Source organism: Actinospica robiniae DSM 44927 (genome assembly GCF_000504285.1).
In the GTDB taxonomy this organism is placed as follows: domain Bacteria; phylum Actinomycetota; class Actinomycetes; order Streptomycetales; family Catenulisporaceae; genus Actinospica; species Actinospica robiniae.
In genome coordinates this window covers 9,284,717-9,309,761 of the sequence record NZ_KI632511.1, presented here as the reverse complement: position 1 = coordinate 9,309,761, position 25,045 = coordinate 9,284,717, and the positions used below count along the sequence as shown (strand labels likewise).

23 protein-coding genes are annotated in these 25,045 nt (G+C 71.4%); 14 read left to right on the top strand and 9 right to left on the bottom strand.

Going from position 1 to position 25,045, the window contains the following annotated elements; genetic code table 11:
* Positions 1-68 precede the first annotated feature (68 nt).
* The 5 genes from ACTRO_RS40040 to ACTRO_RS40020 all read left to right on the top strand — a co-directional run bounded on the left by ACTRO_RS40040 (position 69) and on the right by ACTRO_RS40020 (position 5,545).
* On the top strand, positions 69-569 hold the full coding sequence (locus ACTRO_RS40040) for a hypothetical protein (RefSeq protein WP_157436711.1): 501 nt from the start codon (positions 69-71) through the stop codon (positions 567-569).
* Positions 560-1,891, top strand: coding sequence for a copper resistance CopC/CopD family protein (locus ACTRO_RS40035; protein ID WP_051452127.1), 1,332 nt, complete (start codon positions 560-562; stop codon positions 1,889-1,891). The genes ACTRO_RS40040 and ACTRO_RS40035 overlap by 10 nt, the downstream gene beginning before the upstream one ends.
* A 188-nt stretch (positions 1,892-2,079) precedes the next feature.
* Complete coding sequence (locus tag ACTRO_RS40030; protein WP_034271662.1) at positions 2,080-3,357, top strand: magnesium transporter MgtE N-terminal domain-containing protein; 1,278 nt, start codon at positions 2,080-2,082, stop codon at positions 3,355-3,357.
* Positions 3,358-3,359: 2 nt separating this feature from the next.
* Entirely contained in the window at positions 3,360-3,938 is a 579-nt protein-coding gene (locus tag ACTRO_RS40025; protein ID WP_084316897.1) for a DUF1003 domain-containing protein, read from the top strand.
* A gap of 137 nt (positions 3,939-4,075) precedes the next feature.
* Positions 4,076-5,545, top strand: a complete 1,470-nt coding sequence (locus ACTRO_RS40020) for an FAD-binding protein (protein ID WP_034271660.1) — start codon at positions 4,076-4,078, stop codon at positions 5,543-5,545.
* Here the strand turns inward: ACTRO_RS40020 and ACTRO_RS40015 are convergent.
* Complete coding sequence (locus ACTRO_RS40015; protein WP_051452126.1) at positions 5,524-6,183, bottom strand: class I SAM-dependent methyltransferase; 660 nt, start codon at positions 6,181-6,183, stop codon at positions 5,524-5,526. The genes ACTRO_RS40020 and ACTRO_RS40015 overlap by 22 nt on opposite strands.
* Positions 6,184-6,324: 141 nt before the next feature.
* Between ACTRO_RS40015 and ACTRO_RS44595 the strand changes: the two genes are divergently transcribed.
* A complete protein-coding gene (locus ACTRO_RS44595) occupies positions 6,325-7,713 on the top strand; it encodes a sensor histidine kinase (protein ID WP_051452125.1) in 1,389 nt (462 codons plus the stop codon).
* Here ACTRO_RS44595 and ACTRO_RS40005 read toward each other — a convergent pair.
* Positions 7,656-8,378: a TetR/AcrR family transcriptional regulator gene (locus tag ACTRO_RS40005; protein ID WP_063628156.1), complete on the bottom strand. Its 723-nt coding sequence runs from the start codon at positions 8,376-8,378 to the stop codon at positions 7,656-7,658. The two genes, ACTRO_RS44595 and ACTRO_RS40005, sit on opposite strands and share 58 nt — an antisense overlap.
* Before the next feature lie 59 nt (positions 8,379-8,437).
* Here ACTRO_RS40005 and ACTRO_RS40000 point away from each other — a divergent pair, with 59 nt between their 5' ends.
* The 4 genes from ACTRO_RS40000 (at position 8,438) to ACTRO_RS39985 (ending at position 12,872) form a co-directional block, all read left to right on the top strand.
* Complete coding sequence (locus ACTRO_RS40000; RefSeq protein WP_034271658.1) at positions 8,438-9,325, top strand: SDR family NAD(P)-dependent oxidoreductase; 888 nt, start codon at positions 8,438-8,440, stop codon at positions 9,323-9,325.
* Positions 9,326-9,412: 87 nt separating this feature from the next.
* A complete protein-coding gene (locus tag ACTRO_RS39995) occupies positions 9,413-10,057 on the top strand; it encodes a TetR/AcrR family transcriptional regulator (protein WP_034271656.1) in 645 nt (214 codons plus the stop codon).
* Complete coding sequence (locus ACTRO_RS39990) at positions 10,054-11,403, top strand: MFS transporter (RefSeq protein WP_034271655.1); 1,350 nt, start codon at positions 10,054-10,056, stop codon at positions 11,401-11,403. Before ACTRO_RS39995 ends, ACTRO_RS39990 begins: the two co-directional genes overlap by 4 nt.
* Positions 11,400-12,872, top strand: coding sequence for a pyridoxal phosphate-dependent decarboxylase family protein (locus ACTRO_RS39985; RefSeq protein ID WP_034271653.1), 1,473 nt, complete (start codon positions 11,400-11,402; stop codon positions 12,870-12,872). Before ACTRO_RS39990 ends, ACTRO_RS39985 begins: the two co-directional genes overlap by 4 nt.
* Here ACTRO_RS39985 and ACTRO_RS39980 read toward each other — a convergent pair.
* From ACTRO_RS39980 to ACTRO_RS39970, 3 genes are all read right to left on the bottom strand, one after another.
* A complete protein-coding gene (locus ACTRO_RS39980; protein WP_034271652.1) occupies positions 12,841-14,691 on the bottom strand; it encodes an elongation factor G in 1,851 nt (616 codons plus the stop codon). The genes ACTRO_RS39985 and ACTRO_RS39980 overlap by 32 nt on opposite strands.
* Positions 14,692-14,830: 139 nt before the next feature.
* Positions 14,831-16,138 (bottom strand): radical SAM protein, encoded by a 1,308-nt coding sequence (locus tag ACTRO_RS39975; protein ID WP_034271649.1) that lies wholly within the window; start codon positions 16,136-16,138, stop codon positions 14,831-14,833.
* A gap of 87 nt (positions 16,139-16,225) precedes the next feature.
* Positions 16,226-16,501, bottom strand: a complete 276-nt coding sequence (locus ACTRO_RS39970; protein ID WP_157436709.1) for a hypothetical protein — start codon at positions 16,499-16,501, stop codon at positions 16,226-16,228.
* 109 nt (positions 16,502-16,610) lie between these two features.
* Here ACTRO_RS39970 and ACTRO_RS39965 point away from each other — a divergent pair, with 109 nt between their 5' ends.
* On the top strand, positions 16,611-17,852 hold the full coding sequence (locus ACTRO_RS39965; RefSeq protein ID WP_084317258.1) for an MFS transporter: 1,242 nt from the start codon (positions 16,611-16,613) through the stop codon (positions 17,850-17,852).
* Here the strand turns inward: ACTRO_RS39965 and ACTRO_RS39960 are convergent.
* A complete protein-coding gene (locus ACTRO_RS39960; RefSeq protein ID WP_157436708.1) occupies positions 17,800-18,069 on the bottom strand; it encodes a hypothetical protein in 270 nt (89 codons plus the stop codon). The genes ACTRO_RS39965 and ACTRO_RS39960 overlap by 53 nt on opposite strands.
* On the opposite strand from ACTRO_RS39960, the gene ACTRO_RS39955 reads away from it, so the two are divergent.
* Together ACTRO_RS39955 and ACTRO_RS39950 are read left to right on the top strand one after the other, a co-directional pair.
* The gene (locus tag ACTRO_RS39955; RefSeq protein ID WP_281177933.1) at positions 18,063-18,716 is read left to right on the top strand and encodes a nucleoside deaminase; all 654 of its coding nucleotides are present in this window, start codon (positions 18,063-18,065) and stop codon (positions 18,714-18,716) included. The two genes, ACTRO_RS39960 and ACTRO_RS39955, sit on opposite strands and share 7 nt — an antisense overlap.
* 65 nt (positions 18,717-18,781) lie before the next feature.
* The gene (locus ACTRO_RS39950) at positions 18,782-19,792 is read left to right on the top strand and encodes an NAD-dependent epimerase/dehydratase family protein (RefSeq protein WP_051452123.1); all 1,011 of its coding nucleotides are present in this window, start codon (positions 18,782-18,784) and stop codon (positions 19,790-19,792) included.
* Between the two features lie 6 nt (positions 19,793-19,798).
* On the opposite strand, the gene ACTRO_RS39945 is transcribed toward ACTRO_RS39950, so the two are convergent.
* The 3 genes from ACTRO_RS39945 to ACTRO_RS39935 all read right to left on the bottom strand — a co-directional run bounded on the left by ACTRO_RS39945 (position 19,799) and on the right by ACTRO_RS39935 (position 23,239).
* Positions 19,799-20,560, bottom strand: coding sequence for an ABC transporter permease subunit (locus ACTRO_RS39945; RefSeq protein ID WP_051452624.1), 762 nt, complete (start codon positions 20,558-20,560; stop codon positions 19,799-19,801).
* A 155-nt stretch (positions 20,561-20,715) separates the two neighbouring features.
* Positions 20,716-21,615, bottom strand: coding sequence for an ABC transporter permease subunit (locus tag ACTRO_RS39940; protein WP_034278894.1), 900 nt, complete (start codon positions 21,613-21,615; stop codon positions 20,716-20,718).
* Between the two features lie 358 nt (positions 21,616-21,973).
* Positions 21,974-23,239, bottom strand: a complete 1,266-nt coding sequence (locus tag ACTRO_RS39935) for a sugar ABC transporter substrate-binding protein (RefSeq protein ID WP_034271641.1) — start codon at positions 23,237-23,239, stop codon at positions 21,974-21,976.
* A gap of 731 nt (positions 23,240-23,970) precedes the next feature.
* Between ACTRO_RS39935 and ACTRO_RS39930 the strand changes: the two genes are divergently transcribed.
* Positions 23,971-24,972 carry a LacI family DNA-binding transcriptional regulator gene (locus tag ACTRO_RS39930; RefSeq protein WP_034271639.1) on the top strand — a complete coding sequence of 334 codons (1,002 nt, stop codon included), beginning with the start codon at positions 23,971-23,973 and terminating at the stop codon, positions 24,970-24,972.
* Positions 24,973-25,045 lie beyond the last annotated feature (73 nt).

Below are 25,045 nucleotides of genomic sequence, written 5' to 3'. Positions count from 1 at the left end.
CCGCGGGGGCGGGCGGATCCGGCCGGCCCCGCGGCGCACCGACGAGCCAGGGACGAACGGAGGCGGCGGTGGCCGCGGCAGCACAGATTTTGACGACGGCGCGCACGGCGGCCCTCGCGGCCGCTGCGGCGCTCACGTGCGCACTCGCCGGGTGTTCCGCCTCGGGCGGCGGCGCCGATCCCGCCGCGGCCGCCTCGGCCTCGCAGGTGATGCGGGCTCAGGCGGCGGCGACCCAGGAGTTCGGGCTGCTCTCCGGCGGCGGTTGGGCGCAGGCGTGGGGCCTGTGGGCGGTCGCCAGCCAGCACATCGTCGGGCAGGCCGCGTACGTGCAGATCAACAAGGCGTGCCCGGCCGCGCTCGGCATCCCGTACGTGATCGAGAATACGGCGCCCGATGGCGCGGACACGATGCAGGTGACGTGGCAGCACGGCACGACCACCGGGACGAACATCGTCATCCTCGAGAACGGATCGTGGCGGTTCGTGCCGGACACCACCGAGGTGAAACGGGACGAACTCGGCCCGGCCAAGGCCGTCGCGCAACTGAAGGCCGTCGGCCGATGCCACTGACGTCGCAGATCACGGTGACGCGGATTCTGTTGCGGGCGGCCGTGAGCGCGGCCGTGATCCTGACAGCTCTACTGGTCGCGGCGGGCACCGCGTCCGCTCACGCGGATGTGGTCTCCTCATCCCCGGCCCAAGGCACACTGCTCACCGCCGAACCGAGTCAGGTCATCCTCGACTACAGCGAAGCCGTCACACTCCGGCTGAGCTCGATCAGCGTGATCGCTCCGGACGGCCGCAAGGTCGCGGCCGGCGCTCCCAGCTACGGCGCGACCGGCGAGGACAGCCTCGCGGTCGCCCTCGCCCCCGACGCGTCCGAAGGCACGTACGTGGTGGACTGGCAGGCCACGGCCGCCGACGACGGCCACGCCACCTCGGGCTTCGTCACCTTCTCGGTAGGCGCGCCCAGCCGGATCGCCGCGCCGGCCCAGTCCGCGACCCGCGACACGGCCACGGACACGCTCGTCGACATCGCCCTATGGCTCGGCTTCGCCGGTCTCGCGCTGATGGTCGGCGACACCGCGATCCGCCTGATGGCCCGCACGCCGAGCCTGGCCGGCCGGTGGATCGCACCGCTGGGCTGGGCTGTGACGCTCGTGGCCACGCTGCTCCAGCTCCTGCTCGCCGGCCCTTACGCCCGCGGCGAAGCGCCCACCCACGTGTTCGATCGATCGCTGCTGTCAGCGGAGCTGGCCACGCCCGAGGGCCACGCGCTGATGGCCCGTCTGGTCCTGCTCGCCGTGGCCGCCGCATTCGGGACGGCGCTTCGTATCAGCGTCAGCGGAGTGTGGTTCAGCGCAGTGCTCACCATCGCGCTGGCCGTGACGTGGAGCATGACCAGCCACGCGGCGAGCGGGAGCCAGGTGCCCTTGGCGCTCACCGTGACGGCCGTGCACGTGACGTCGATGGCGGTCTGGGTCGGCGGGCTCGCCTCACTGGCCGTCATGCTCAGCCGCGGCGGGGACGGCGCGCCGGCCGACCCGGCGCAGCTGTGCCGCCGGTTCTCCCGGCTCGCGCTGCTCGCCGTGGCCGCGCTCGCCGCCAGCGGGCTGTACCAGGCCTGGCGCGAGGTGGGCGCGATCTCCGCGCTGACCGGCACCGGGTACGGCAGGCTGCTGATCGTGAAGGTGCTCGTCGTCGCCGGGGTGCTGACCGTCGCCGCGCGCTCCCGCTCGCTGCTGCGCGGCCGCTTCGCCGACCGTCCGGACTCCCTGCGCACCGCCATCGTGATCGAACTCGGCGGTGCGGCCGCCGTCTTGATCGTGACCGTCCTGCTGCTCGCCGCCGACCCGGCCCGCACCGCCGCCGCGCTCGCCGCCGCCCACTGAGGCGCGGGTGACGCGCGGGGAACGCGGGAATTGCGCGGGCGCCGCCGTAGACCGTACAGTCCGCACCGACGTCACCATCCGCGTCGGTGCGGATTGCCGCTGATGGAAGGCGGCTTATAGCCTGGAGGCGGCAGGTTCGCACGCATCGGCGGCGGTGCGCAGAACGAAAGGCGCTCGGGTTGGCAAGGATGACGTCGGGGAAGGCCACGGCCCGGATCTTCGTCTCGCACCTGGCCGGCAAAGCCGTGTTCGACCAGGACGGCGATCAGGTGGGCCGGGTGCGCGACGTGATCGTGCAGCTGATCGGGGGTCAGGAGCGCCCCCGGGTGCTCGGCCTGGTCGGCGAGGTGACCGGCAAGCGGCGGGTCTTCCTGCCGATCACGCGGGTGACCGCGATCGAGACCGGACAGGTGATCTCCACCGGGCTGATCAACATGCGCCGGTTCCAGCAGCGGCCGAACGAGACCCTCGTGCTCGCCGAGCTGCTCGACCGCAAGGTGCGCCTGGCCGCCGGCGCCGAGGGCCGGGACGAGGTGCAGATCAAGGACGTCGCGATCGAGTGCACCGGCCCGGGCGACTGGGAGCTGGCCCAGGTGTTCGTGCAGCACCCGGCCAAGGGCCTGCGCCGCCGCGGCGAGAGCGCGGTGGTCGACTGGGAGGCGCTGACCGGCCTCGCGGTGCCCGAGGCGGGGCCGCAGGAGGCGGCGACGCTGCTGGCCAGCTTCGACCAGATGCGCGCGGCCGACATCGCCCGCGCCGTGCACGAGCTCAACCCGAAGCGGCGCGGCGAGGTCATCGCCGCCCTCGACGACGAGCGGCTCGCCGACGTGCTCGAGGAGCTGCCGGAGGAGGACCAGGTCGAGATCCTGGTCAAGCTCGAGGTGGAACGGGCCGCGGACGTACTCGAGGAGATGGACCCGGACGACGCCGCGGACCTGCTCGGCGACCTGCCGGCGGAGGAGGCCGAGCGGCTGCTCGGGCTGATGCAGCCGGACGAGGCCGCCCCGGTCCGGCGGCTGCTGAGCTACTCCGACGACACCGCCGGCGGTCTGATGACCAGCGAGCCGATCATCCTGCCGCCGGACGCTACCGTGGCCGAGGCACTGGCCCGGATCCGCCGGGCCGAGCTCACCCCCGCCCTCGCCGCCCAGGTCTACGTCTGCCGGGCGCCGCTGGAGACGCCCACCGGCCGCTTCCTCGGCATGGTGCACTTCCAGCGGCTGCTGCGCGAGCCGCCGGCCAGCCTGGTCAGCGCGGCCGTGGACAACGGCGTGGAGCCGCTGCGGGCGGAGCAGCCCCTTCGCGAGGTGACCAGGTTCATGGCCACCTACAACCTGGTCGCGGCCCCGGTGGTGGACGAGTCCGGCCACCTGCTCGGCGCGATCACCGTGGACGACGTGCTCGACCACGTGCTGCCCGCCGACTGGCGCCACCAGGATCTGACCGACGAGGGCGGGAAGGGCTGAGCATGCCGGCCGAGCGTGAGCGAGAGCGCGAACGGGACCAGGGCGCCGAGCGCGAGAAGGCCCCGCGGACGGCCGCGTCCAGACCGCAGCCGGGTGAGGGTCCGCGGCTGGACCAGCCGAAGACGCTGCGGCCGCGCCGCAGCGTGCGCCCGTCGGTGAACGCGGAGAAGTTCGGCCAGGCCTCGGAGAACCTGGCGCGCTACTTCGGCACCGCGCAGTACCTGGTGATCCAGACCGCCATCGTGATCGTGTGGATTGTCCTGAACATCATGGTGTTCACACGCTCGATCCGCTGGGACCCCTACCCCTTCATCCTGCTCAACCTCGCCTTCTCCACCCAGGCCGCCTACGCCGCGCCGCTGATCCTGCTGGCGCAGAACCGGCAGACGGACCGGGACCGGGTGCAGTACGAGCAGGACCGGGCCCGGGACGAGCAGTCCGTGGCGAACACCGAGTACCTGCTGCGCGAAGTGGCCTCGCTGCGCATGGCGGTCAACGATCTGACCACCCGTGACTTCCTGCGCTCGGAACTGCAGGCGCTGATCAAGGAGCTGGAACAGGCCAAGTCCGAAGAACGCTGAGCCGCCTCGCGGGCGTCAAGCGTCCGTGCGCCAATGGGCCGCCGCGCCTCGCGTGTCGGAGCGCCACGCCCGGCCCCGAGGCTTCTACTGTCAGGCCATCGCCCCGTTGGACGACCACTGACGAAATGAGGCCTCTCATGGGCACTGGGCCCTCTCGCCGCACGTTCCTGCTCAGCCTCGCCGGTGCCGCCGTCGTGACCGGGTTCGACCCGGCGACCCAGGCCTGGGCCACGACGGCGGACCCCGCGCACCAGTTCGCCAAGCTGCCCCACCTCGACGGCAAGCTGGTGCTCCCGCCGGCCGATCTCGCCCCGTACGCGGACGACTTCGGCCACATCATCCACCGCACCCCGCTCGCGGTGCTGCTGCCCCGCTCGGTCCGGGACATCGCTACCCTGATCCGCTTCGCCGGACCGCTCGGCATCTCGGTCGCGCCGCGCGGACAGGGCCACCAGACCTACGGCCAGGCACAGGTCAAGGCCGGCGTGGTGATCGACCTGAGCAGCCTCGACAAGATCACCGTGGACGCCTCGGCCAAGACCGCGACCGCGCAGGCCGGCGCGCTGTGGCACAGCGTGCTGACGGCGAGCGTGGCGGACGGGCTCACCCCGCCGGTCTTCACCGACTACATCGAGCTCTCCATCGGCGGCACGCTCTCGGCCGGCGGCTTCGGCGGCGCCAGCTCGCACTTCGGCGCCCAGGTCGACACGGTCAAGTCGCTGGAGGTGGTGACCGGCACCGGCGCGATCGTGAACTGCTCGGCCACCCGGAACGCGGACCTGTTCGACGCGGCGCTGGCCGGCCTCGGCCAGTTCGGCGTGATCACCTCCGCGACCCTCAACCTGGTACCGGCCCCGCAGATGGTGCGCCAGTACACGCTGACGTACCCGACCGAGCCGGCGTTCACCGCCGCCCAGCGCAAGGTCGTGGCGGACGGCCGCTTCAACTGGCTCGAGGGCCAGCTGATCCCGGTCGCCCCGAGCGGCTGGACGTACGCGCTCGAGGGCGCGGTCCACTACGAGTCGGCGAATCCGCCGAACGACGCGTCCGTGCTGGCCGGCCTCAGCTTCGTCGGGGCCCCGCAGATTCAGAACTTCACCTACACCGACTTCATCAACCAGCTCGCCCCGGCCGTCGCCTTCCTCAAGCAGACCGGCGAGTGGTTCGACCCGCACCCGTGGATCAACCTGCTGCTGCCGGACGACAAGGTCGACGCGTACATGCAGCGCGTCCTCGCGAACCTGACCGCGACCGACCTCGGCGCCAGCGGCCTGGTGCTGCTCTACCCGGTGCCCAAGGCCAAGCTGACCAGGCCGTTCCTGCGGACGCCGGACACCGACCTGGTGTTCCTGTTCTCACTGCTGCGCACCGCCACGCCCGACACGGACGCGCTGACGGTGCAGCAGGCGCTCGCCCGCAACCGCGCGCTCTACGACTCGGCCGTGGCGGTGGGCGCCACGCAGTACCCGATCGGCTCGATCCCGAACCTGACGAAGGCGGACTGGGTCCGGCAGTACGGCAAGCAATGGCCCCGCTTCGCCGCACTCAAGAAGCGCTACGACCCGTTCACGATCATGACGCCGGGTCAGGGCATCTTCCGGCAGTAGAGGAACTGCTGGATCTCCGGCAGGGCCTGCTGAGAACTGGGCGCGTACTTCCGGCTGTGCTCCTCGAGGATCTCGAATCCGGTCCGCACCGCGAGCCGGCGCAGATCCTCGAGGAAGAACCCGGAGACGTGCACGGAGACGCCGAGGAACGGGATCGGCACGTCGTCCACGTCCGCCTCGACCATGCCCAGGGCCAGCAGGCCGCCGTTGCGCAGCACCCGGTGCAGCCCGGCCAGCGCGCCGGGGATCTGCGCCCGCGGCAGCATCAGCAGCGAGAAGAAGGCCACCACCGCGTCGAACTCGCCGAGCCCGGGCCCCAGGTCGGTGATGTCCATCTCCCGGAACTCCGCCTCCGGCACGTTCTCGCGGGCCAGCGCCAGCATCACCGGGGAGATGTCGATGCCGAGGACCCGCGTGCCCGCCTCGGCCAGCTGCCGGGCCGTGGGCTCGCCGGTGCCGCAGCCCGCGTCCAGCACCCCCGCGCCCGGCTCCAGCCGCGCGGCCAGCCAGCGCCCGGCCTCGATCTGCCCGTCCTTGTGCGGGAAGGCCTCGTCGTAGCGCTCCCCGATGCAGTCGAACGCGGCCGCCTGCGTCTCGCGGCGGTAGGCGCGCAGCGCGGCCTCCGAGTCGCTCGCCATCGCACGCTCCCGCCTCTCGCCGGCGTCCCTCACGAAACCCCCCACCTAGAGGGCACTCCCGCGCGCCGGTCGCCGCAACCCCAGCCGCCCGCCTATACGCTGCCCAGGTCACCAACGTGCGAGTGGACGACGGGAGCGGGCGTGGCGCGAGCGGACGAGCACGCGGGGCCGACCCGCGCGATCGGAAGCTCGCTGGCCAACCTGGGCGACCGCGTCTCCGGCACCGGCCTGACCGTGCTGGCGGTGGGTATCACGGTGATCACCCTGGCCGGCGTGGCCGCCACCTCGGCCGAGCACGACCTGGTCGGGGACGTGTGCCAGGTCGTGGTGGGCGGCATCGCGCTGTTCGCGGTGCGCTTCGCGGCGTCCTGGCGCTCGCTCTGCCGCCGGTCCGCGGAGGACGCCACGGAACTGCTCGACATCGTCGACGAGATGGGCGCGATCGTCGCCGTGCGCGACGCCGAGGGCCGCTACCTGCTGGTCAACCGCGAGTTCGAGCAGGTGCTCGGCACCGATCGCAGCCAGGTGCTCGGCGGGCGGCACCAGGAGCTGTTCCCGGACATCAACCCGGAGACCGTGCTCGCCCACGATCACAAGGCCCTGACCCAGGGCACGCCGGTGCAGACGCAGGACACGGTCAACCACGTGGACGGCCCGCACACCTACTTCACCGTGCGCCACCCGGTGGCCGACCGGTCCGGCCGGATCTACGCGGTCTGCGGCATCTCCACCGATATCACGGACCTGATGCGGGCCGAGGGCGAGGTGCGCCGGCTGGTGGCCGGCCTGGAGCAGCGGGTGCGCGAGCGCACCGCCGACCTCGAGGCCTCGACCCGGGAGATCGACGCGTTCACCTACTCGGTCTCGCACGATCTGCGCACGCCGCTGCGCGCCCTGTCCGGGTTCTCCGAGATCCTGCTGGAGGACCACGCCGACCAGCTCGACCAGGTCGGGCGGGACTACCTCGACCGGGTGCGGCGGGCGACCGAGCGGATGTCCGGCACGATCGACGCGCTGCTCGACCTCTCCCACGTCGCGCGCAGCGAGCTGGAGCTCGGCCCGATCGACCTCGGCGAGCTGGCCCGCGGCGTGCTCGCCGACCTGCGGGCGGCCGAGCCGGAGCGCGAGGTCGAGGCCGACGTGGCCGCGCTGCCGGTGGTGGGCGATGCCCGGCTGCTCGGCCTGGCGATCCAGAACCTGGTCTCGAACGCGTGGAAGTTCACCGCCGACCGCTCCCCCGGGCGGATCGGCCTCGGCATCCGGGTCAGCCGCGGCGAGAGCGCGTACTACGTGCAGGACAACGGCACCGGCTTCGACATGCAGTACGCCGACAAGCTCTTCGCCCCGTTCCAGCGCCTGCACGGCGCGCGCTTCCCGGGCACCGGGATCGGGCTCGCCGTGGTCGAGCGGGTGATCGCCCGGCACGGCGGCCGGGTGTGGGCCGAGAGCACTTCCGGGCAGGGCGCGACGTTCTACTTCACGCTCGAGCCGGAGGCGCCCGCGGAGCCGGAAGGCCCATCCGGGCAGTAGCCGCGCGCCGCGCCGTGCAGCATGCCCTCCAGCGTCGCGGTGAGGATCCGGGCGAGCCGCGGTTCGACCTCGACGATGGCGTGCGCGAGCCGCGGATCCTCGCGGTAGAGCCGGGCGACCTCGGGACCGGGCGTGGCGATCTGCCAGAACGCCCCGGCCAGCGCGATGGCGGCGCCGATCAGGTCGAGCGCGTCGGCCGCGGCGAGCGCGGGCAGCCGCTCCCCGAGCGCGGCGAACAGGTCCTTGCGCGCGTCGAAGGAGGCCAGCTTGAAGCCGCGGACCGCCTCGATCGAGACGTTGCGCTCGAGGTTCAGCGGCGCCTGCGCGAGCAGGTCGCAGAACATGCCGCGGGCGGCGAGCGTCGCGGCGAACGCGCCGGCCACCGCGGCCGGGCCCGGATCCGGCAGGACTCTGATACGGGCGGCCAGGTCGCGGGTCCACTCGTGCCAGCCGTCCGCGGTCAGCCGCAGGAAGATCTCCTCCCGCGTCTCGAAGTAGCGCAGCAGCGCCGACTTGTGCATGCCCACCTCGGCGGCGATGTCGGTGAGCGTGATCTGCCGGATCCCCTGCCGGGCGGCCAGCGCCCGGGCGGCGTCGAGGATGGCGGCCTCACGCTGCCGCTTCGCCTCGGGCGAGCGGGCGCGCTGGAAGTCCGCGGAGTCCATGCCCCCAAGAGTAGCGCAACGGAGTTGCACTATTAACGCAACAGTGTTTCACTAGAGGCATGGAACAGAACGCACAGACCCAGACCTGGTTCGTCACCGGCTCCTCCCGCGGCCTCGGCCGCGCCCTCGTCCGCGCCGCTCTGGCCGCCGGCGACCGCGTCGCCGCCACCGCCCGCCGGCCCGAGCAGCTCCAGGGGCTGGTGGACGAGTTCGGCGACCGGATCCTCCCGCTCGCCTTGGACGTGACCGACCCGGCCGCCGCGCGAGCCGCCCTGGCCGCGGCCCGCGAGCGCTTCGGCCGGATCGACGTGCTGGTGAACAACGCCGGCTACGCCAACATCGCGCCGATCGAGACCGCCGAGGACGCCGACGTGCGCGAGCAGTTCGAGACCAACTTCTGGGGCGTCTACAACGTCACGAAGGCGGCGATTCCGCTGCTGCGCGAGCAGAAGGGCGGCCTGGTCATCCAGATCTCCTCGATGGGCGGGCGCGTCGGCGGCTCCCCCGGCGTCGCCTCCTACCAGGCCGCGAAGTTCGCCATCGACGGCTTCAGCCGCGTCCTGCGCGTCGAGACCGCCCCGTTCGGCGTGAAGGTCCTGGTGGTCGAGCCGAGCGGGATCCGCACCGACTGGGCGGGCTCGTCGATGAACGTGGCCGAGGTGCCGGAGGCCTACGCCGAGACCGTCGGCGCCATGCACACCCGTGTCCGCCGGAACTCGGGCGGCATGGCCGGTGACCCGGAACGCGCAGCCGCGATCCTGCTGCAGGTGGCCAAGCGCTCCGACCTGCCCGAACACCTGCCGCTCGGCGCCTTCGCGGCCGAGAGCTCCATCGCGCTGGACCGGCGGCTGCTCGAGGACGACCTCAAGTGGCGCGAGGTCAGCCGCTCGGCCGACTTCGACGAGCCCTTCCCGGCCGAGTTCCCGCCGGACGCCGTCGAGTCCTGAGCCGCCGCGGGAGGGGCGTGGGCCTGGCGGCGATCGCTCTCCATCAAACGCTTGTTGGAGAGCGATCGCTGCGCTAGGGTTCCCGCCATGCCCGACCCGAAGCAACCCCCGCCGAGCGACGACAGCCGGGAACGCGTCATCGCCGCAGCTACCGCGCTGTTCGCGGAACACGGCTACGACGGCACCTCGACCCGCCAGATCGCCAACCAGGTCGGGCTGAACGTCGCCACCGTCGCCTACCACGCGGGCTCCAAGGCGGAGCTCTACCAGGAGGTGATGCGCCGGGCGTATGCCGCGGAGGCACAGCACCTCGCCGGCGCGCTGGCCGCGTTCCACTCTTCGGCCGCCGCGGACGCCGCCGAAGCAGTCCGCTCGCTCGTCGGCGCGTACATCGACTTCTGTCTCGCCAACGCGCACGTCCCGGCACTGTGGATGCGCCGCTGGCTCTCCGACGCGGCCGAGGTGATCGGCCCGGAGGCCGAATACGCCAAGCCGCTGATCGACGCGGTCCGCGAGGCGGTGGAAGGGGCACTGCCCGACGTCGCCGCCCGTACGGACGTCGAGATGACAGTCTGGACGGTGTTGTGGATGACGCACGGGTTCTGCTGCTCCGGCGTCCTCGACAAGGACGGCGTGCGACGCGGCCCGGGCGACGCGCAAGCCGTGGACCGGTTCCGCGCGCATCTCGTGGGCCTCGCGCTGCGAGAACTCGGTCTCGGCGGCGCGCCATGAGCGGGTCCATAGACACGGCGCCCGCTACGGCCGCGGCCGATCCGACGCGCCGACGCCTGCTGACCTACGGCGTCGGCTCGGTCGGCACCGGCATTTTCTCCACGGTGCCCGGCCTGCTCCTGCTCTATTACATGACCGACACGCTCGCCGTTCCGGCCGGTGTCGCAGGCCTCGTCGTCACCCTCCCCAAGGCCTGGGACGCCGTCTTCAACCCGTACGTCGGAGCCGCGAGCGACCGCGAGGCGGTGCGTTCCGGCCGTCGCTCGCGGTTGCTGCTCGCAGGCGCGTTGGCGCTGCCACCGGCGTTCGCGTTGATGTTCCTGTCCCCCGCGACCGGCTCCGGCGCCGTAGCCTGGATCACCGTCGCGTTCGTGCTCGCAGCCAGCACCTACGCGCTCTTTCAGGTCCCTTATGTAGCGCTGCCGACCGAGATGTCGCCGGATCCGGCCGTGCGCACGCGGATCATGGGCTGGCGCATCGTGAGCCTGACCATCGGGATCCTCGTCGCCGGCGGCCTCGCGCCGGCCGTCGTCAACGCCGCCGGCAAGGGCCGGACCGGCTACGCCCTGATGGGCGGTGTCGTCGGCGCCGTGCTGGTGGTCGTCCTCGTGACCGCCGCACGTGGCACGCGCTGGGTCGCCTCGCGTCCGGGCCCCGAGCCGCTCTCGCTGCCGGCCGCATTCCGTGCGGCACGCGGCAATCGGTCGTTCTTCGCGCTGCTGACCGCCTTCGTCATCCAGGCTGCCGGCACTGCGGTAATGCTCGCGGCCGCGCCGTACGTCGCCACCTACCGGCTCGATAACTATGGGTTGACATCAGCTCTCTTTGTCTGTCTCGTCGCCCCGAGTGCGGTCGCGGTTCCCTTGTGGCACAAGGCAGCGCGCCGCTACGGCCGCCTGCGCTGTCTGGTCGTCGCGACCGCCGGCTACGCGATCGGCGCAGTCGCGCTCTGCCCGGTCGCGGCCGCCGCGCAGGTGCCGGGGACCCTCGCGCTGTGCGCCGTGCTCGGAATCTGCTACGCCGCACTGCAATTGCTCCCGCTGTCTCTGCTCCCTGACACGATCGTCGCCGACGCCGGCCGGACCGGCCACACCCAGTCCGGCGCGTTCACCGGCCTGTGGACCGCTGCGGAGACGGCCGGGCTGGCGCTCGGCCCCGGCGCGTACGCCCTCGGGCTCGCCGCAACCGGCTTCGTCTCCTCCACCCTGAAGCACCCCGTCGCCCAGACCGCGCTCGCGCGCACCGGACTCCTCGCAGGCTTCAGCCTCATCCCCGCTGTGCTGATGCTCGTGTCCCTGCCCGCGCTGCTCGCCTATGGACGGCGTCGAAAGGAACTGCACCCATGACCGTGCCCAGCTTTCCGGACACCGGCCGCCCCGTCGCCGAGCTGCTCGCCGAACTCGACGCGCTCAAGGCCGACGACCTGCCCACGCGCGGCGAGAACGTCACCGCCTACGTCTACGACTCCGGCCGCCCGGAGGTCCGCAAGGCAGCGGAACGCGCGTACCTGGCGATGCTGGAGATCAACAGTCTCGACCCGACAGCCTTCCCGAGCACCGTCGCGTTGGAGCGTTCCGTCGTCGCGGCCGTGGCCTCGCGGCTCGGCGGCGATGAGGCGACGCCGGGCATCTTCACCAGCGGCGGCACGGAGTCGATCATGTTGGCGGTCAAGGCCGCGCGCGACGCCCGCCCCGAGATCGCGCACCCGCGCATGGTGATCCCGGTGACGGCCCACGCCGCGTTCCACAAGGCGGGTGCGTACCTGCGCGTCGCCGTCGACACCGTGCCGGTGGATCCCGCCACCTTCCTGGCCGATCCGCAGGCGATGGCCGCGGCGTGCACCGATGACACGGTCCTGATCGTGGCATCAGCACCCTCCTACGCCCAGGGTGTCGTCGATCCGGTCGAGGCCATCGCGTCGCTCGCCGCCGAGCGCGGGATACCGTGCCACGTCGACGCGTGCGTCGGAGGCTGGCTGCTGCCTTGGCTGGCGGAGGCGGGTGCAGACATCCCCGCATTCGATCTGTCCGTCCCCGGCGTCACCTCGATCTCCTGCGACCTGCACAAGTTCGGCTACGCCCCGAAGGGCGCCTCCGTCGTGCTGTTCCGCGACACGGCGATGCGCATGGCCGCGTACTACGCCTGCGCGTCGTGGCCGGGCTACCCCGTCGTCAACAGCACCGTCCAGAGCAGCAAGGGCGCGGGTCCGCTCGCCGGAGCGTGGGCGACGCTGCAGGCGCTCGGCGCAGAGGGGTACCGCGAACTCGGACGCGAAGCCCTGGAAGCGACCCGCCGCCTCGTCGCCGGAATCGAGCGGATCGAAGGGCTCGAAGTACTCGGCAAGCCGCAGGCGACGCTCGTGGCGATCGGCTCCTCCACGCTCGACCTGTTCGAGCTCGCCGACCGCTCCCGCGAGCGCGGTTTCTTCCTGCAGCCGCAGATGGCGGTGGACGGCTTGCCGGCCAGCGTGCACGTGACGCTGACCGGCGTGAGCGCCCGCGGCGTCGAAGGCATGCTGACGGTGCTGGCCGAGGCGGCGGACGAGGTGCGTTCGCAGGGGCCTGCCAAGCCCCCGGCCGAACTGGCGGAGCTGGTCGGCCTGCTGGACCTGGCCGGCATGGACGACGCCACCTTCGCCTCGCTGCTTCCGGCCGCGGGCTGGGATCCCGCCCCGACCGGAAGCCCGGCGATGGCCGCCATCAACAATCTGCTGAACGTGCTCGAGCCGCGAGAGCGAGAGATGATCATCAAGCGGTTCGTCTCCGTGCTCTACAGCCCGTATCTCAGCACGGGCGATACGAATCCAGCTCACTGAGGAACACGCCCTCGCCGCGTGTCAGACCTCGAAGCTCCTGCTCGAACCCGGCGACGTTCGCCGCCGGGATGGTGCCGGTCAGCTGCCAGATCGACCGCCCGGCCTTCGGCTCGTCCGGCACGGCGCGGGCGGCGATCAGGCGCGCGAGCACCCGGCTCGCGCTGTCGGCCGGGAAGTCGAGCTCGAAGCGGTTGACCGGTTCGCAGACCACTGTTCCGGCCTCCGCGATCGCCTTGGTCAGGGCGAGCGCGGCCATGGTGCGGAAGTGTCCGGCGGTGGAAGTCGGGAACTGCGCCGTGTCGGTGACGGTGACCCGGCAATCGGTGATCTCCCAGCCGTGCGGCCCGGTGAGCAGGGTCTTGCGGACCGACTCCTCGATCGCGGTGTGGAAGGAGAGCGGCAGGGCCCCGAGCTCGACTTCGAGGCCGTAGGCCAGGCCGGAGCCGGGCACGCCCGGCTCGATGCGCAGGCCCACGGTCGCGAGGTCGAAGATGCGCTCGTCCGGGCGTCGTTCCTGGACCCAGGAGCCGACGCCGGCGACCCGCTCGATGGAGATCGTGCGGGACGGGCTGAAGCCCACCTCGATCCCGAACTCCTCGGCCAGCGTGGTCTCGATGACCTCCTTCTGCACCTCGCCGTAGAGGCGGAGGTAGATCGCGTGGCTGGTGTCATCCCGTCTCACGGCGATGTACGGGTCGGCCTCGGCCAGCTGCTCCAGCGCGGAGAACAGGGCCCCGGCCCGGCCCGGATCTCGCGGCGTGACCACGGATTCCAAGCTCGGCGGCGCGAAGAACCCGTCCAAGGCCAGTCCGTCCGCGTTCCCGAGCCGGTCGCCGATCCGCACGTCCTTGAGCCCGGAGATCCGCGCGACCTGGCCGGCCTCGCGCCCTTCCACGGCGGTGATACGGCCGACGCGCTCCTCGACCGCGCCTGATCCGCCGCGGCGGAAGTAGGAGACGTGCTGGTAGGGCGTCAGCGCGCCGCCGTCGAGGCGGGCGTAGGCGATCTTCTCCCCCGCACGTCCGCGGTCGATCTTGAAAACGGTCCCCCGCAACGGACCGTCCGGGCGCAGGCTCCGCGCCGGAAGCAGCTCCCTGATAGCTGTGGTGAGCTCCGCCACGCCCGCGCCGGTAGCCGCGGACCCGAAGTAGACGGGGTACGCCCGGGCGTCAGCCACCTGTCGGGCGAGCTCGTCGTGGTAGTCGAGGTCGGTGAAGGCGACGGCGTCGTCCAGGTAGCGGGCGAGGAAGGCGTCGTCTCCGTCCGCCAGGAACTCGCCGAGCCGGTTCAGCGGACGGCCCGACGTGCGCGCCGAGGCCGTCCCGATCCCCTCGACCGTGGTCAGAGCGACGGCACGGTCCGTCAGCTTCTCCCGGATCTCACTCAGCAACGACTCCTCGCGGGCACCGGCCCGGTCGGTCTTGTTGGCGAAGATCAGGGTCGGCAGGCCGAGTCGGGCGATCGTACGCATGAGCACGCGGGTCTGCGCCTGCACGCCCTCGACCGCCGAGACGACAAGGACGACGCCGTCGAGCGCCCGCAGAGCGCGCTCGACCTCGGCGATGAAGTCGGCGTGCCCGGGCGTGTCGACCAGAGTGATACGCGGGCCTGGCCCGTCCGCGGCGGTCAGCGCCACCACCGCGGACTTGATGGTGATGCCGCGCCGGCGCTCCAGCGCGAGCGAGTCGGTCTGGGTGTCGCCGCCGTCGACGCTGCCGAGGCGGTCGATGGCGCCCGCCTGGAACAGCAGGCGCTCGGTCAGGCTGGTCTTACCGGCGTCGACGTGTGCCAGGACGCCGATGTTCAGGGTACTGCTCAAAATGGAGAGTCCTCGGGGATGCGGGAGACAGGTCGGGTCCGTGAAGAACGTCGATCTGTCGGCGCATGCGGGTCTCCATCCGGGAGCGGTCAGTGCAGCGACGACCCTACGCGGCCGGGGAACGCGGGGTAAAGCGGTTTTACGGCGTCCGGATGACGTCCATGAAGGCGCTCACCGAGAACTCTGCGTTGCCGGGGCCGGGCTTGCCGTACCCGGGCGGCACCGGCAGCTTGTGCCGCTCGAACGTCTCGCGCCAGACGTACAGCAGCTTGATGAAGTACTCCAGCGGCGGCCCGTCCTGGCGGCCGAGGTTGCTCGTCGGCTCCGGGCACCAGGTGGTGAAGCGCGGGACCACGCCGTGGCTCATGAAGAACTCGAGGCCCTCGGCGGTCGAGGCGATCGCCCGGTCGACGTCGGTGAAGCCGTGCGGTTGCGCCATCTCGACGCCGCCGACGAAGTTGGGGATGACGTGGCTGGGCCCGAACACCTCGGCCGCGTCCAGGATGCGCTGCACCCAGGCGTCGCGCCCTACGTAGCGCTCCTTGCCCGGGCAGATCCAGCTGAACAGCTCGGGGTCCCAGACCTCGTAGTTCGGGTGGTAGATGCGGTACCCGGCGTCCCAGAGCATCTTCACCTCGTCCAGCGGCAGCGCCTGGACGACGGCCTTGGGGATCCAGCGGCCCGGGAAGCGCGACTCGATCGCCTCGGCGAAGCGGGCGTAGAACTCGCCCTCGCGCATGCCGTCGAGCTTGCGGGTGATCGAGCCGCCGGTCACCGTGTAGGCCTTGGTGACGGTGTCGTGCTCGTTGATCAGCGTCATCGCCTCGACGATGTCGTCGAGCTCCTTGACCGGCGTGTACTCACGCCCGTTCGCGCGCTGCTGGCGGAAGTTCTCGTTCAGGTCGCAGAAGCGGCACTCCTCGTCCCGGCCCCAGTACTGGCACAGCCGGTAGACCGTCAGATAGACGAGGTAGCCCCATTCGATGGCCGGCGCGATCTGGCTGATGCTGCGTCCGGAGGAGAGAGTGTGACGGTAGTACTCCGGGATCGGCGGGAACTCCACCTCGGCGAGCAGCCGGCCTTCGCAGACCAGCGCCAGCCTGCCCTCGTCCAGCTCCACCCGGTACGGGCTGTCCGGCGCGACCCGGGTCGAGACGATGGTCCGGCGCAGGTCGTAGGGCCCGCCGGTCATCCGGATCTCCTCCGGCGCGCGGAAGTTCGCGTGCTTGGCCATCTCCGCCACCGGCACGAGGTCGAAGGTGAAGATGAAGTAGTCCTTCGGCTTGTACCCGCTGGCCACCCGCAGCGCGTCCGGGCTGAAGGCCAGACCCTGCCGCAGGATGTCCTGCTTGATCACGGCCTCGACCGGAAGGTCCGGGAACGCCGCCATCATGCGCTCCAGCTCGCGCGTCGTCCCGACGGCCGTTGCCTCCTGCTCGGCGACCATGTTGGACCTCGTTTCCACCGACACCACTGAGATCTTTCAATATCCCACGAAAGCCGGGGAGCGCGACGGCCGGGGTCCGGCGGCGGGTCAGTCCGCGGCCGGGTGGCCCGCGGCGGGCGCGGCGGCGAGCTCGGCGTCGGCCGCGTGCGCCGCCACCTGCCCGCGCAGCACCGCGTGCGCCGCCACCGCGACGACCGAGCCGACCAGGTGGATCGCGGTCAGCGCGGTGCCGATGGCCACGCCCTCGAGCCCCTTCACGCCCGGCCCGTGCGTCACCCCGAGCACGACGGTGACCGGCAGCGCGGTCAGGTCGGGAATCCCGGTACCGGCTCGGCGGTTAGCATGAAAACGTTTACGACGCATGGTTCCGCGTGCACACGGCTGATCGGCGCGAGCGGCTGCGGGACCTAGGGAGGGGTCGGCAGTGACAGGCACGACGCGGGCTGCGGCCGCGAACCCGGCGGCCACGCGGATGCGCGTGCTGATCACGGCGTACTTCCTGTTGGACGGTTTCGTCTTCGCCAACTGGGTCGTGCGGGTGCCGCAGATCAAGGCGCACGTCGGGGCATCGGCGGGGATGCTCGGCCTGGCCCTGCTCGGTGTGTCGGTGGGCGCGATCGCGACCATGACCATCACCGGCCGTCTCTGCCGCCGCTTCGGTACGCGCCCGGTGGCGTTCGCGACCTCGCTGCTGCTCGCCTGCTCGGTCGCGCTGCCGGGCGTCATGCCCAACGTGGCCACGCTCGCCGCGACGCTCTTCGTATTCGGCGCGGCCTGGGGCGGCATGAACGTCGCCATCAACAGCGCGGCGGTCGACATCATCGGCGAGCTCGACCGGCCGGTCATGCCCGCGTTCCACGCCGCGTACAGCCTCGGCGGCCTGCTCGGCTCGGTGGTCGGCGGAGCCGTCGCCGACTACGCCAGCGCCCGCGTCCACCTCGCCGCCGTCGGTGCCGCGTCGCTCGTCGCCGCGATCGGCATCGGCGTCCCGCTGCTGCGCTGCCCCGCGCTGAGCACCGAGCTGCGTCGCGCCTCCGAGCCGACCACGACCCTGGCCACCGACGTCGCCGCTCCCGACTCCGCCGAGCAGATCCCCTCGACGCCGCACGAGGCCCACGTCGCGCGCCAGGTGAACATCGTCGTGGCGATATTCAGCATCATCGTGCTCTGTTCCTCCTTCGGCGAGGGCGCGATGGCGGACTGGGGAGCGCTGCACCTGCGCACCGATCTGCACACCAGCGCGGGCCTCGCCGCGGCGGGCTACGCGAGCTTCTCGGTGGCGATGTTCGTCGGGCGCCTGTCCGGCTCGTGGGTGCTGCGCAAGATAGGCCGCACGGCGGTCCTCGCCGGCGGCGGCCTGCTGGCGGCCGCGGGAATGCTGGGAGCGGCGCTGCTGCCCCAGCTGCCGGTGGTGCTGATCGGCTTCGTGCTGGTGGGCATCGGCCTGTCGAACTCGTTCCCCGCCGCCGTCGGCCAGGCGGGCGTGCTGCGCGGCCCGTCCGGCGTGGCCACCGCCTCGACCGTCGGCTACGGCGGCTTCCTCACCGGCCCGCCCCTGATCGGCTTCCTGGCCGACCGCCTCGGCCTCCCCATCGCGCTCACCAGCATCTCCGTCCTCGCCGCACTCGCCGCCGCGATCGCCCTGCTGACGGCGCACCAGGTCAAGCAGGCCGAGAGCCTGAGCCGCGGCGAAGCCGCCACCGCCCTGGTCTGACGCGGCGGTAGGCGATCGCGGCGGCGAGGAAGAGCACGCCCCCGAGCGTGAAGTACAGGTCGATCGCAGTGCCCGACCACAAGGCGTAGGCCGCCGGGTTCGCCTCGCCGAGCTCCTGCTCGTAAGTGAGCCCGGTCAGGCCGTTGCGCATCAGCCCGGTGCCCCGAAGCGACGTGTCGAGCACCACCGGCGCACAGGCATAATCTGCTGGTGACATCGCAAGACTCGGCGCACGGAACATGGGATGCCCTCGATAGGCCCTGGCGTGTCGCCATCGAGGCGGCCTGGCAGTCATACCGCGAAGGGGGCATCGCGGTGGGCGCGGTGCTGACCGCCGGCGACGGCGCGGTCATCAGTGCCGGCCGAAACCAGCGGTTCTCCGGTCAGGCCCAGGGTCTGCTGGCGCATGCGGAGATGGAAGCGCTGGGCGCAATGCCTCCGGCCAAGCAGCGCGCGATCGACAACATCCTCTACACCACTCTCTCGCCGTGCCCGATGTGCCTGGGCGCCATTGTCGTCGCGCGAGTCGGCCAAGTGCACATCGGGGCCGTCGACCCGACGTGGCACGGCATCGAGAAACTGCCCAGCCTCAACGTCGAGGTGCAGCGCCGCTGGCCGCGCATGCACGGCCCGTTGCCCGGGCCACTCGGCACCTGGCTGGCGATCGCACCGTGTCTGAACACCAGCGGATCGCTATTGCGGGCGCTGGAAGCCACCGCGCCGACGGACGCCGCCTTGGCCCGAGCAGTGGATCTCCGATACCGCGAGAGCACGCTCCTTCCCGGCACCGCGCTCGAAGCCTTGGAGCACGTCTGGGATCTGGTATCAGATCGTGGCGGCCGCGGTGAACGGATGAGCCGCTAGCGCTCTTTTTCTGCTGTCAGCGAAGTCCCTTGCCTGGCAGAGAGCCCGCATTCATGATCATTGATATGCGAATCCTCATCATCGGCGGCGGCAGGTTTCTCGGCCGCGCGTTCGCCGAAGAAGCCACCGCCGCCGGCCACGACGTCACCGTGTTCAACCGGGGCCGGTCGAGCGCCGATCCCCCCGGCGTCCGGGTGATCCACGGCGACCGCGAAGTTCCCGCGGACCTCGAGCGCCTGGCCCGCGCCGCGCCCGGCTGGGACCTGGTCGTGGACACCTGCGGATACTCCCCCGCCGTGGTGAGCCGGTCCGCACGCGTCCTCGCCGACCGGGCGGCGGCTTACCTGTTCATCTCCAGCGTCAACGCGTACGCACGCTGGCCGGCTGAGCCGATCACGGCCGCCTCGCCCAAGTTCGCCTGCGATCCCGAGGCGAGCGAGGGCGAGTACGGGCCGCTCAAGGCCGGCTGCGAACGCGCGGTGGAGCGGCACTTCCCCGGCCGCACGATCACCCTCGACGCCGGTCTGATCCTCGGGCCACACGAGAACCGGGGCCGGCTCACCTGGTGGCTGACCAGGATGGCCAGGGGCGCCGGGCCGGTCCTCGCCCCGGCCGACCCGAAGCGCCTGATCGCCCCGATCGACGCCCGGGACCTCGCCCGCTTCGGCCTGGCCTGCGCCGCGAGCGGTAGTCACGGCGCGTTCGCCGTCCCCGGGTCCGGGACGGAGTCGATGCAAGACCTGCTCGAAGCCTGCGTCGCCGCCACCGGCTCCGCCGCCCACCTCGTCTGGGCGCCGGATGCGTTTTTGGTCGAGCACGGGGTGGAACAGTGGACCGGCCTGCCGCTGTGGGCCGTGGCGGACGGCGAGTTCTCAGCGATCTGGGACATCGACTCCAGCCCGGCGCGCGCGGCCGGGCTGGAGTGGCGGCCGATCGCCGAGACCGTCCGCGACACCTGGGCGTGGCTCCGCACCGGCGAGGGCGCCGCCGCGGCCCTCCCCGACGAGGAGGGCCGGATCGACGGCCACGGCCTGCCGCCGGCCAGGGAGCGGCAGTTGTTGGCGCTGCTGGGCTGACTAATGCTAATCCTTCACCGACCCGGCGGTGATGCCGGCGGCGACGTAGCGCTGGGCGATCACGAGCAGGATCGTGGCCGGGATGGAGGCGGTAACGGCCGTGGCCATGATCGCGTTCCACTGCTGGTCGTTGTTGCCGATGTAGTGGTAGATGCCGAGGGTGATCGGCTGCTGGTTGCCGCCCGCGTCGAGGGTCGAGGCGAAGACGAAGTCAGACCACGACCACAGGAACGAGAACAGCGAGACGGTGACCACCGCGTTGCGGCTGACCGGCAGCACGATGGACCAGAAGGTCCGCATCCTTCCGGCTCCGTCGGTCAGCGCCGCCTGCATCAGCTCGTCCGGGATGCCGGACATGAACGCGGTGAAGATCAGCACGCCGAAGGGCACCGAGATCGTCGAGTCGGCGATCACGAGGCCGGGAATGGAGTTGATCCAGCCGACATTGAGCAGGATCGCGTAGAAGCCCATCGCCATGATGATCGACGGGATCATCTGCGAGACCAGCAGCGCGAAGGAGACCGCGCCGCCGCCGCGGGGGCGCAGCTTGGCGAGCGCGTAACCGGCCGGCGCCGAGATCACCAGCGTCAGCGCGACGGTGGCGAGCCCGACGCCGAGGCTGGTGCCGAGGTACGGCAGCTGCTCGCTCAGCACGGCGCGGTAGCCGGCCAGCGTCCCGTCGATCGGGAACAGGTTCGGCGGGTTCTTACGCAGGTTCTGGTCCGTGGTGAACGACGCGTTGATCATCCAGTAGACCGGGAAGAGCATGATCGCGGTGAGGATGACGCCGAGCGCGGTCTTCGCCCGGCTGCGGGCGGCGCGCGAGCGTCGGCGGCCGCCTCGGTCCGCCCGGGCGTCGGCGGACGCGCCAGAGGTGCGGGCACGGCCGGGCGCGGGGGACGACGCGGCGGGGACGATGCGGCTCATGCGTACTGCCTCCTCTGGATGCGGATGTAGATCAGTCCGGCGATCAGGGCCATGGCGACCAGGAGGTTGCCCACCGCCGCGCCGAGGCCGAACTCGGGCAGCAGGTTGCCGAAGCCGAGCCGGTAGGACCAGGTCGCGAAGGTGGTCGAGGAGTTGACCGGTCCGCCCCTGGTCATGATCCAGATGATGTCGAAGACCTTGAGCGTGTAGACGAGCCCGAGCATCAGCGTGACCGCGCTCACCGGGCGCAGCAGGGGAAAGGTGATGCGCCAGAACCGCTGCCACGAGTTGACCCCGTCCAGCGCCGCCGCCTCGTAGAGGGTGGCCGGGATCGCCTGCAGGCCGCTGTAGAGCAGCACCAGGTTGAACGGGATGCCGATCCAGATGTTCGCGATGATCACCGAGACCAGCGACCAGTGCGGCGAGGTGAGCCAGTTGACCGGCGCGACGCCGACGAAGTGCAGCGCGTAGTTGACGACGCCCGAGCCGGAGTTGAGCATCCACGCCCAGGTGGAGGCGGACACGATCAGCGGCAGCAGCCACGGGACCAGGAAGAGCGCCCGCAGCAGCGAGGAGAGCCGGAAGTTCTGGGCGAAGAACACCGCGAGCATCATGCCGAACGCGAACTGGAAGGCGAGGCTGACGAAGGTGAACAGCAGGGTGTTGACGAGGGCGGTGGCGAAGGTCGGATCGTGGAAGATCGCGGTGTAGTTGCCGAAGCCGATGAACGGCGCGCCGCCGTGTACGAACGTGTAGACGGTGTAGTCGCGCAGACTCAGGTCGATGTTGCGGTAGAGCGGATAGACGTAGAAGGCGATCAGGTAGGCCACCAGCGGTAGCAGGAAGGCCCAAGCAGCCCACTGACTCGCCCGGCCCGGATTGCGCCGGCCCGTCACGCGCCCGCCCCGTCCTCCGCGCCGCGCCGCGGAGTCCTCGGACCGGGCCGCGAAGCCCGGCCCGCCGTCACTCTCCCCGCGCGGCCCGCCGGCGGCCCCCGCACCCGGTATGCGGTCAGTTCCGGAGCCCCGCGCCCCGTCTATCTCCGCGCCCGGCGGCTGATGGACGGCGTTCGTCCCCGGCGTGCCGGGCGGGGTGTCCGTGCCGACCGGAGCCGCGGCTCCGACCGGGGTGTCCGCGCCGCCCGAAGCCGGGGCGGCGAGCGCCGCCCCGGCCGAGCCGCGCACAGATCCACGGGGTGGCTGTGCCGGAGAACTCATCACATGACCTCGTCTTTAGTTCCTGGTGAGCGTGCTGCTAGCCGGCGGACTGGGCGGAGGACTGCGCGGTGGTCAGGGCCGCGGCCGGGGTGGCAGAGCCGGTCAGGGCCGACTGGATCGCGGTCCACAGGGCCTGGGAGATCTTCGGGTACTTGGTGCCGAGGTTGTCACTGGTGCGGCCCTTGGCCGTCTGCACCGCGGTGATCCACGGCGCGAGCGCCGGGGTCGTCTGGCCCTGCTTCGTCTGCACCGCCGTCGTGGCGCCGATGTAGGACAGCGTCGTGTCGGTGGTGTAGGCGTTGTCCGCCTTTGTCAGGCAGTTCACGATCTTCTCGCTCGTGGCGTACCGGCTCGTGCTGCTCTGCACCGGGATGGTGACGAACTCGCCACCGGTCGGGGTGGGGGCGGCGCCGCCGTTCTGGGCCGGGATGTCGATGATGCCGAAGGGGAAGCTGCCCTTCTGCGCGTTGGCGAGCTCCCAGGTGCCGTTCTCGCTGAAGGCGGTGTCGCCGGCGGCGAACTCCGTCCAGTTGTCCGGCTGGGTGTCGTTGAGCACGGAGTTGGGCGAGTAGCCGGACTTGATCCAGCTCGTCCACAGGCTCAGCGCGGCCTGGGCCTGGCTCGAGTCGAGGTTCGTCAGGTTGGCCCCGGCGCCCCAGAACCAGGGCTCGAACTGGAAGCTGCCCTCTTCGGTGCCGATGGCGGAGAAGGTGATGCCGACCTTGCCGATCGCCTTCACCTTGGCCAGCGCGGCGGTCAGCGACGACCAGTCCTTGATGGTGCTGACGTCCACGCCGGCGGCCTTGATGATGTTCTTGTTGTAGTACAGCGCGAGCGTGTTGGCCCCGATCGGCACGCCGTAGGTCTGCCCGTTGATCTGGCCGGCGCCGAGCAGGTTCGGCTGGTCGCTGCTGGTGTCCACGTTCGTCTGCGTGGTCGTGGCGAGCACGCCGGCGGAGGCGAGGGTGGAGATGACCGGGTTGTCCACGATCAGCACGTCGGGCGAGACGCCCTGCTGCGCGGCCAGCAGCTCCTTGCTGGTCAGCGCGGTGGTGTCGAAGGCCGTGCGCTTGACGGTGACGCCGGCGTCGCTGCCGCACTGGTCCAGCAGCTTCACCCAGGCGGAGTTGTTGTCGAACTGGGGGTATGGGTCCCAGATGGTGAAGGTGCCGCCGGCGGCGGCTGAGCTGCCCGAACCGGCCGTGCTGGAGTGCGAGCACGCGGTCGTCGCAGCGGCCAGCGACAGTGCCACCAGGCCGGCGCCGAATATGCGGCGGGTGGAGGAGGAGAGTGAGGGCTTCATGGCTCTTTTGCTCTGCTTTCTTCCGGGTCCAACGACTGTGTTGTGCCTTGCAACTGCGGTTTCCTTGCGACCGCGGTCTGCCGTACGACTGCGGTTTTCCTTGCGACTGCGGGCGGTGCGGGTCGTACGGTTTTGCCGTCGGGGACACACACTTGGTTGCTGGACCGGTCCGATGCACGCTAGGCGGTGCTCGTCGCGCCGGTCAAGATTCTTATGTCCCGAGTTGAAGGCATCGGCCGAAGTCGCGGGGTGTCCGGCTCCCGGCTGATGCGGATCGGTGACGGCGGGTCAGCCCCGTTCGGGGCGGCGGCCGGCCGTGCCGGCGTCGTAGCGGACGCCGTCCGTCGGCTGCGGGGCGGTAGCACCCGCAGCGGTCCGGGTGACCGGCCGGCGGCTGGTGTTAGCGTTCACATCAACCATCCCGACAGCCCCTGCGGCAGCGGCGACGGGCGCCTGGGCGGTGCCCGCCGTTCCCGCGCCGAGCGGGAGGGCGAAACCGGGCGCCGTCGCCCTGGATGTTCGCATCATCGGTCACTTCCGTGAGGGGTTCGGCCACGTCCGCGGAGCCCGGCGATCGAGTGGTGCCCGGGCTTCCGGCGGATCCGAGCCGTATCGGATACAGTGGAAGCATTACGCAAACGATTGCCTTCGGCAGGCTAGAACCGCCCGCGCTGCGTGTCAAGCGGAACTGATGCGGTACATTTCCTTTGAGGGAAAAGGGAGAAACAACCATGGTGGACGTTCCGAGCCGAGTCACACTGGCCGAGGTCGCGGCCATGGCCGGCGTCTCGGTGGGCACGGCCTCGAAAGCCCTGAACGACCGGGGCTCGATGCGCGAGGAGACCAGGACCCGGGTGCGCCAGGCCGCGGACCGGCTCGGCTTCCAGATCGACGCGGTCGCGCGCAGCCTGCAGACCGGCCGCAGCTACACCGTCGGCATGATCACCACCGACTCGATCGGCCGGTTCTCCATCCCGGTGATGCTCGGCGTGGAGGACACCCTCGGCTCCGGCCAGATGTCGGTGCTGCTGTGCGACGCCCGGGACGACCGGATCCGGGAGCAGTACTACCTCAAGACCCTGCTCAGCCGCCGGGTGGACGGGATCATCGTGACCGGCCGGCGCACCGACCCGCGCCCGCCGCTGGGCCAGCGCCCGCCCGTGCCGGTGGTCTACGCCTTCATGCCCTCCAACGATCCGGAGGACTGCTCCATCGTCCCGGACGAGGCCGACGGCGCGGCCCGGGCGGTGCGCCACCTGCTCGACACCGGCCGGGAACGGGTGGCCCTGGTGGCCGGCCCCGAGCGCCACCACTCCGCCCGCGCCCGCGTGGACGGCGCGGCCGAGGCACTGGCCGCGGAGGGCCGCACCCCGGTGCTCGAACCCGTCTACGGCGAGTGGAGCGAGGCGTGGGGCCGCCAGGCCGCGCGGATCCTGCTGCGCCGCGACCCGGAGGTGGACGCGGTCTTCTGCGCCAGCGACCAGATCGCCCGCGGCCTCGCCGACGGCCTGCGCGAAGCCGGACGACGCGTGCCGCACGACGTCGCCGTGGTCGGATTCGACAACTGGGACGTGATGACGGACGCCGCCCGGCCTCAGCTGACCAGCGTGGACATGGACCTCGAGGGCCTCGGCCGGGACGCGGCCAACCTCCTTCTCGCCGCGATCGCCGGCGAACCGCAGCCGGGCGTCCACCTGCACCCCTGCCGGCTCGCCATCCGCTCGAGCACCTAGTAGCCCTCACCGGAAAACCAGGCCGTGTCTTCGAACCGGCGCCGGATCAGGCCGGCGCCGGTTCGAAGACACG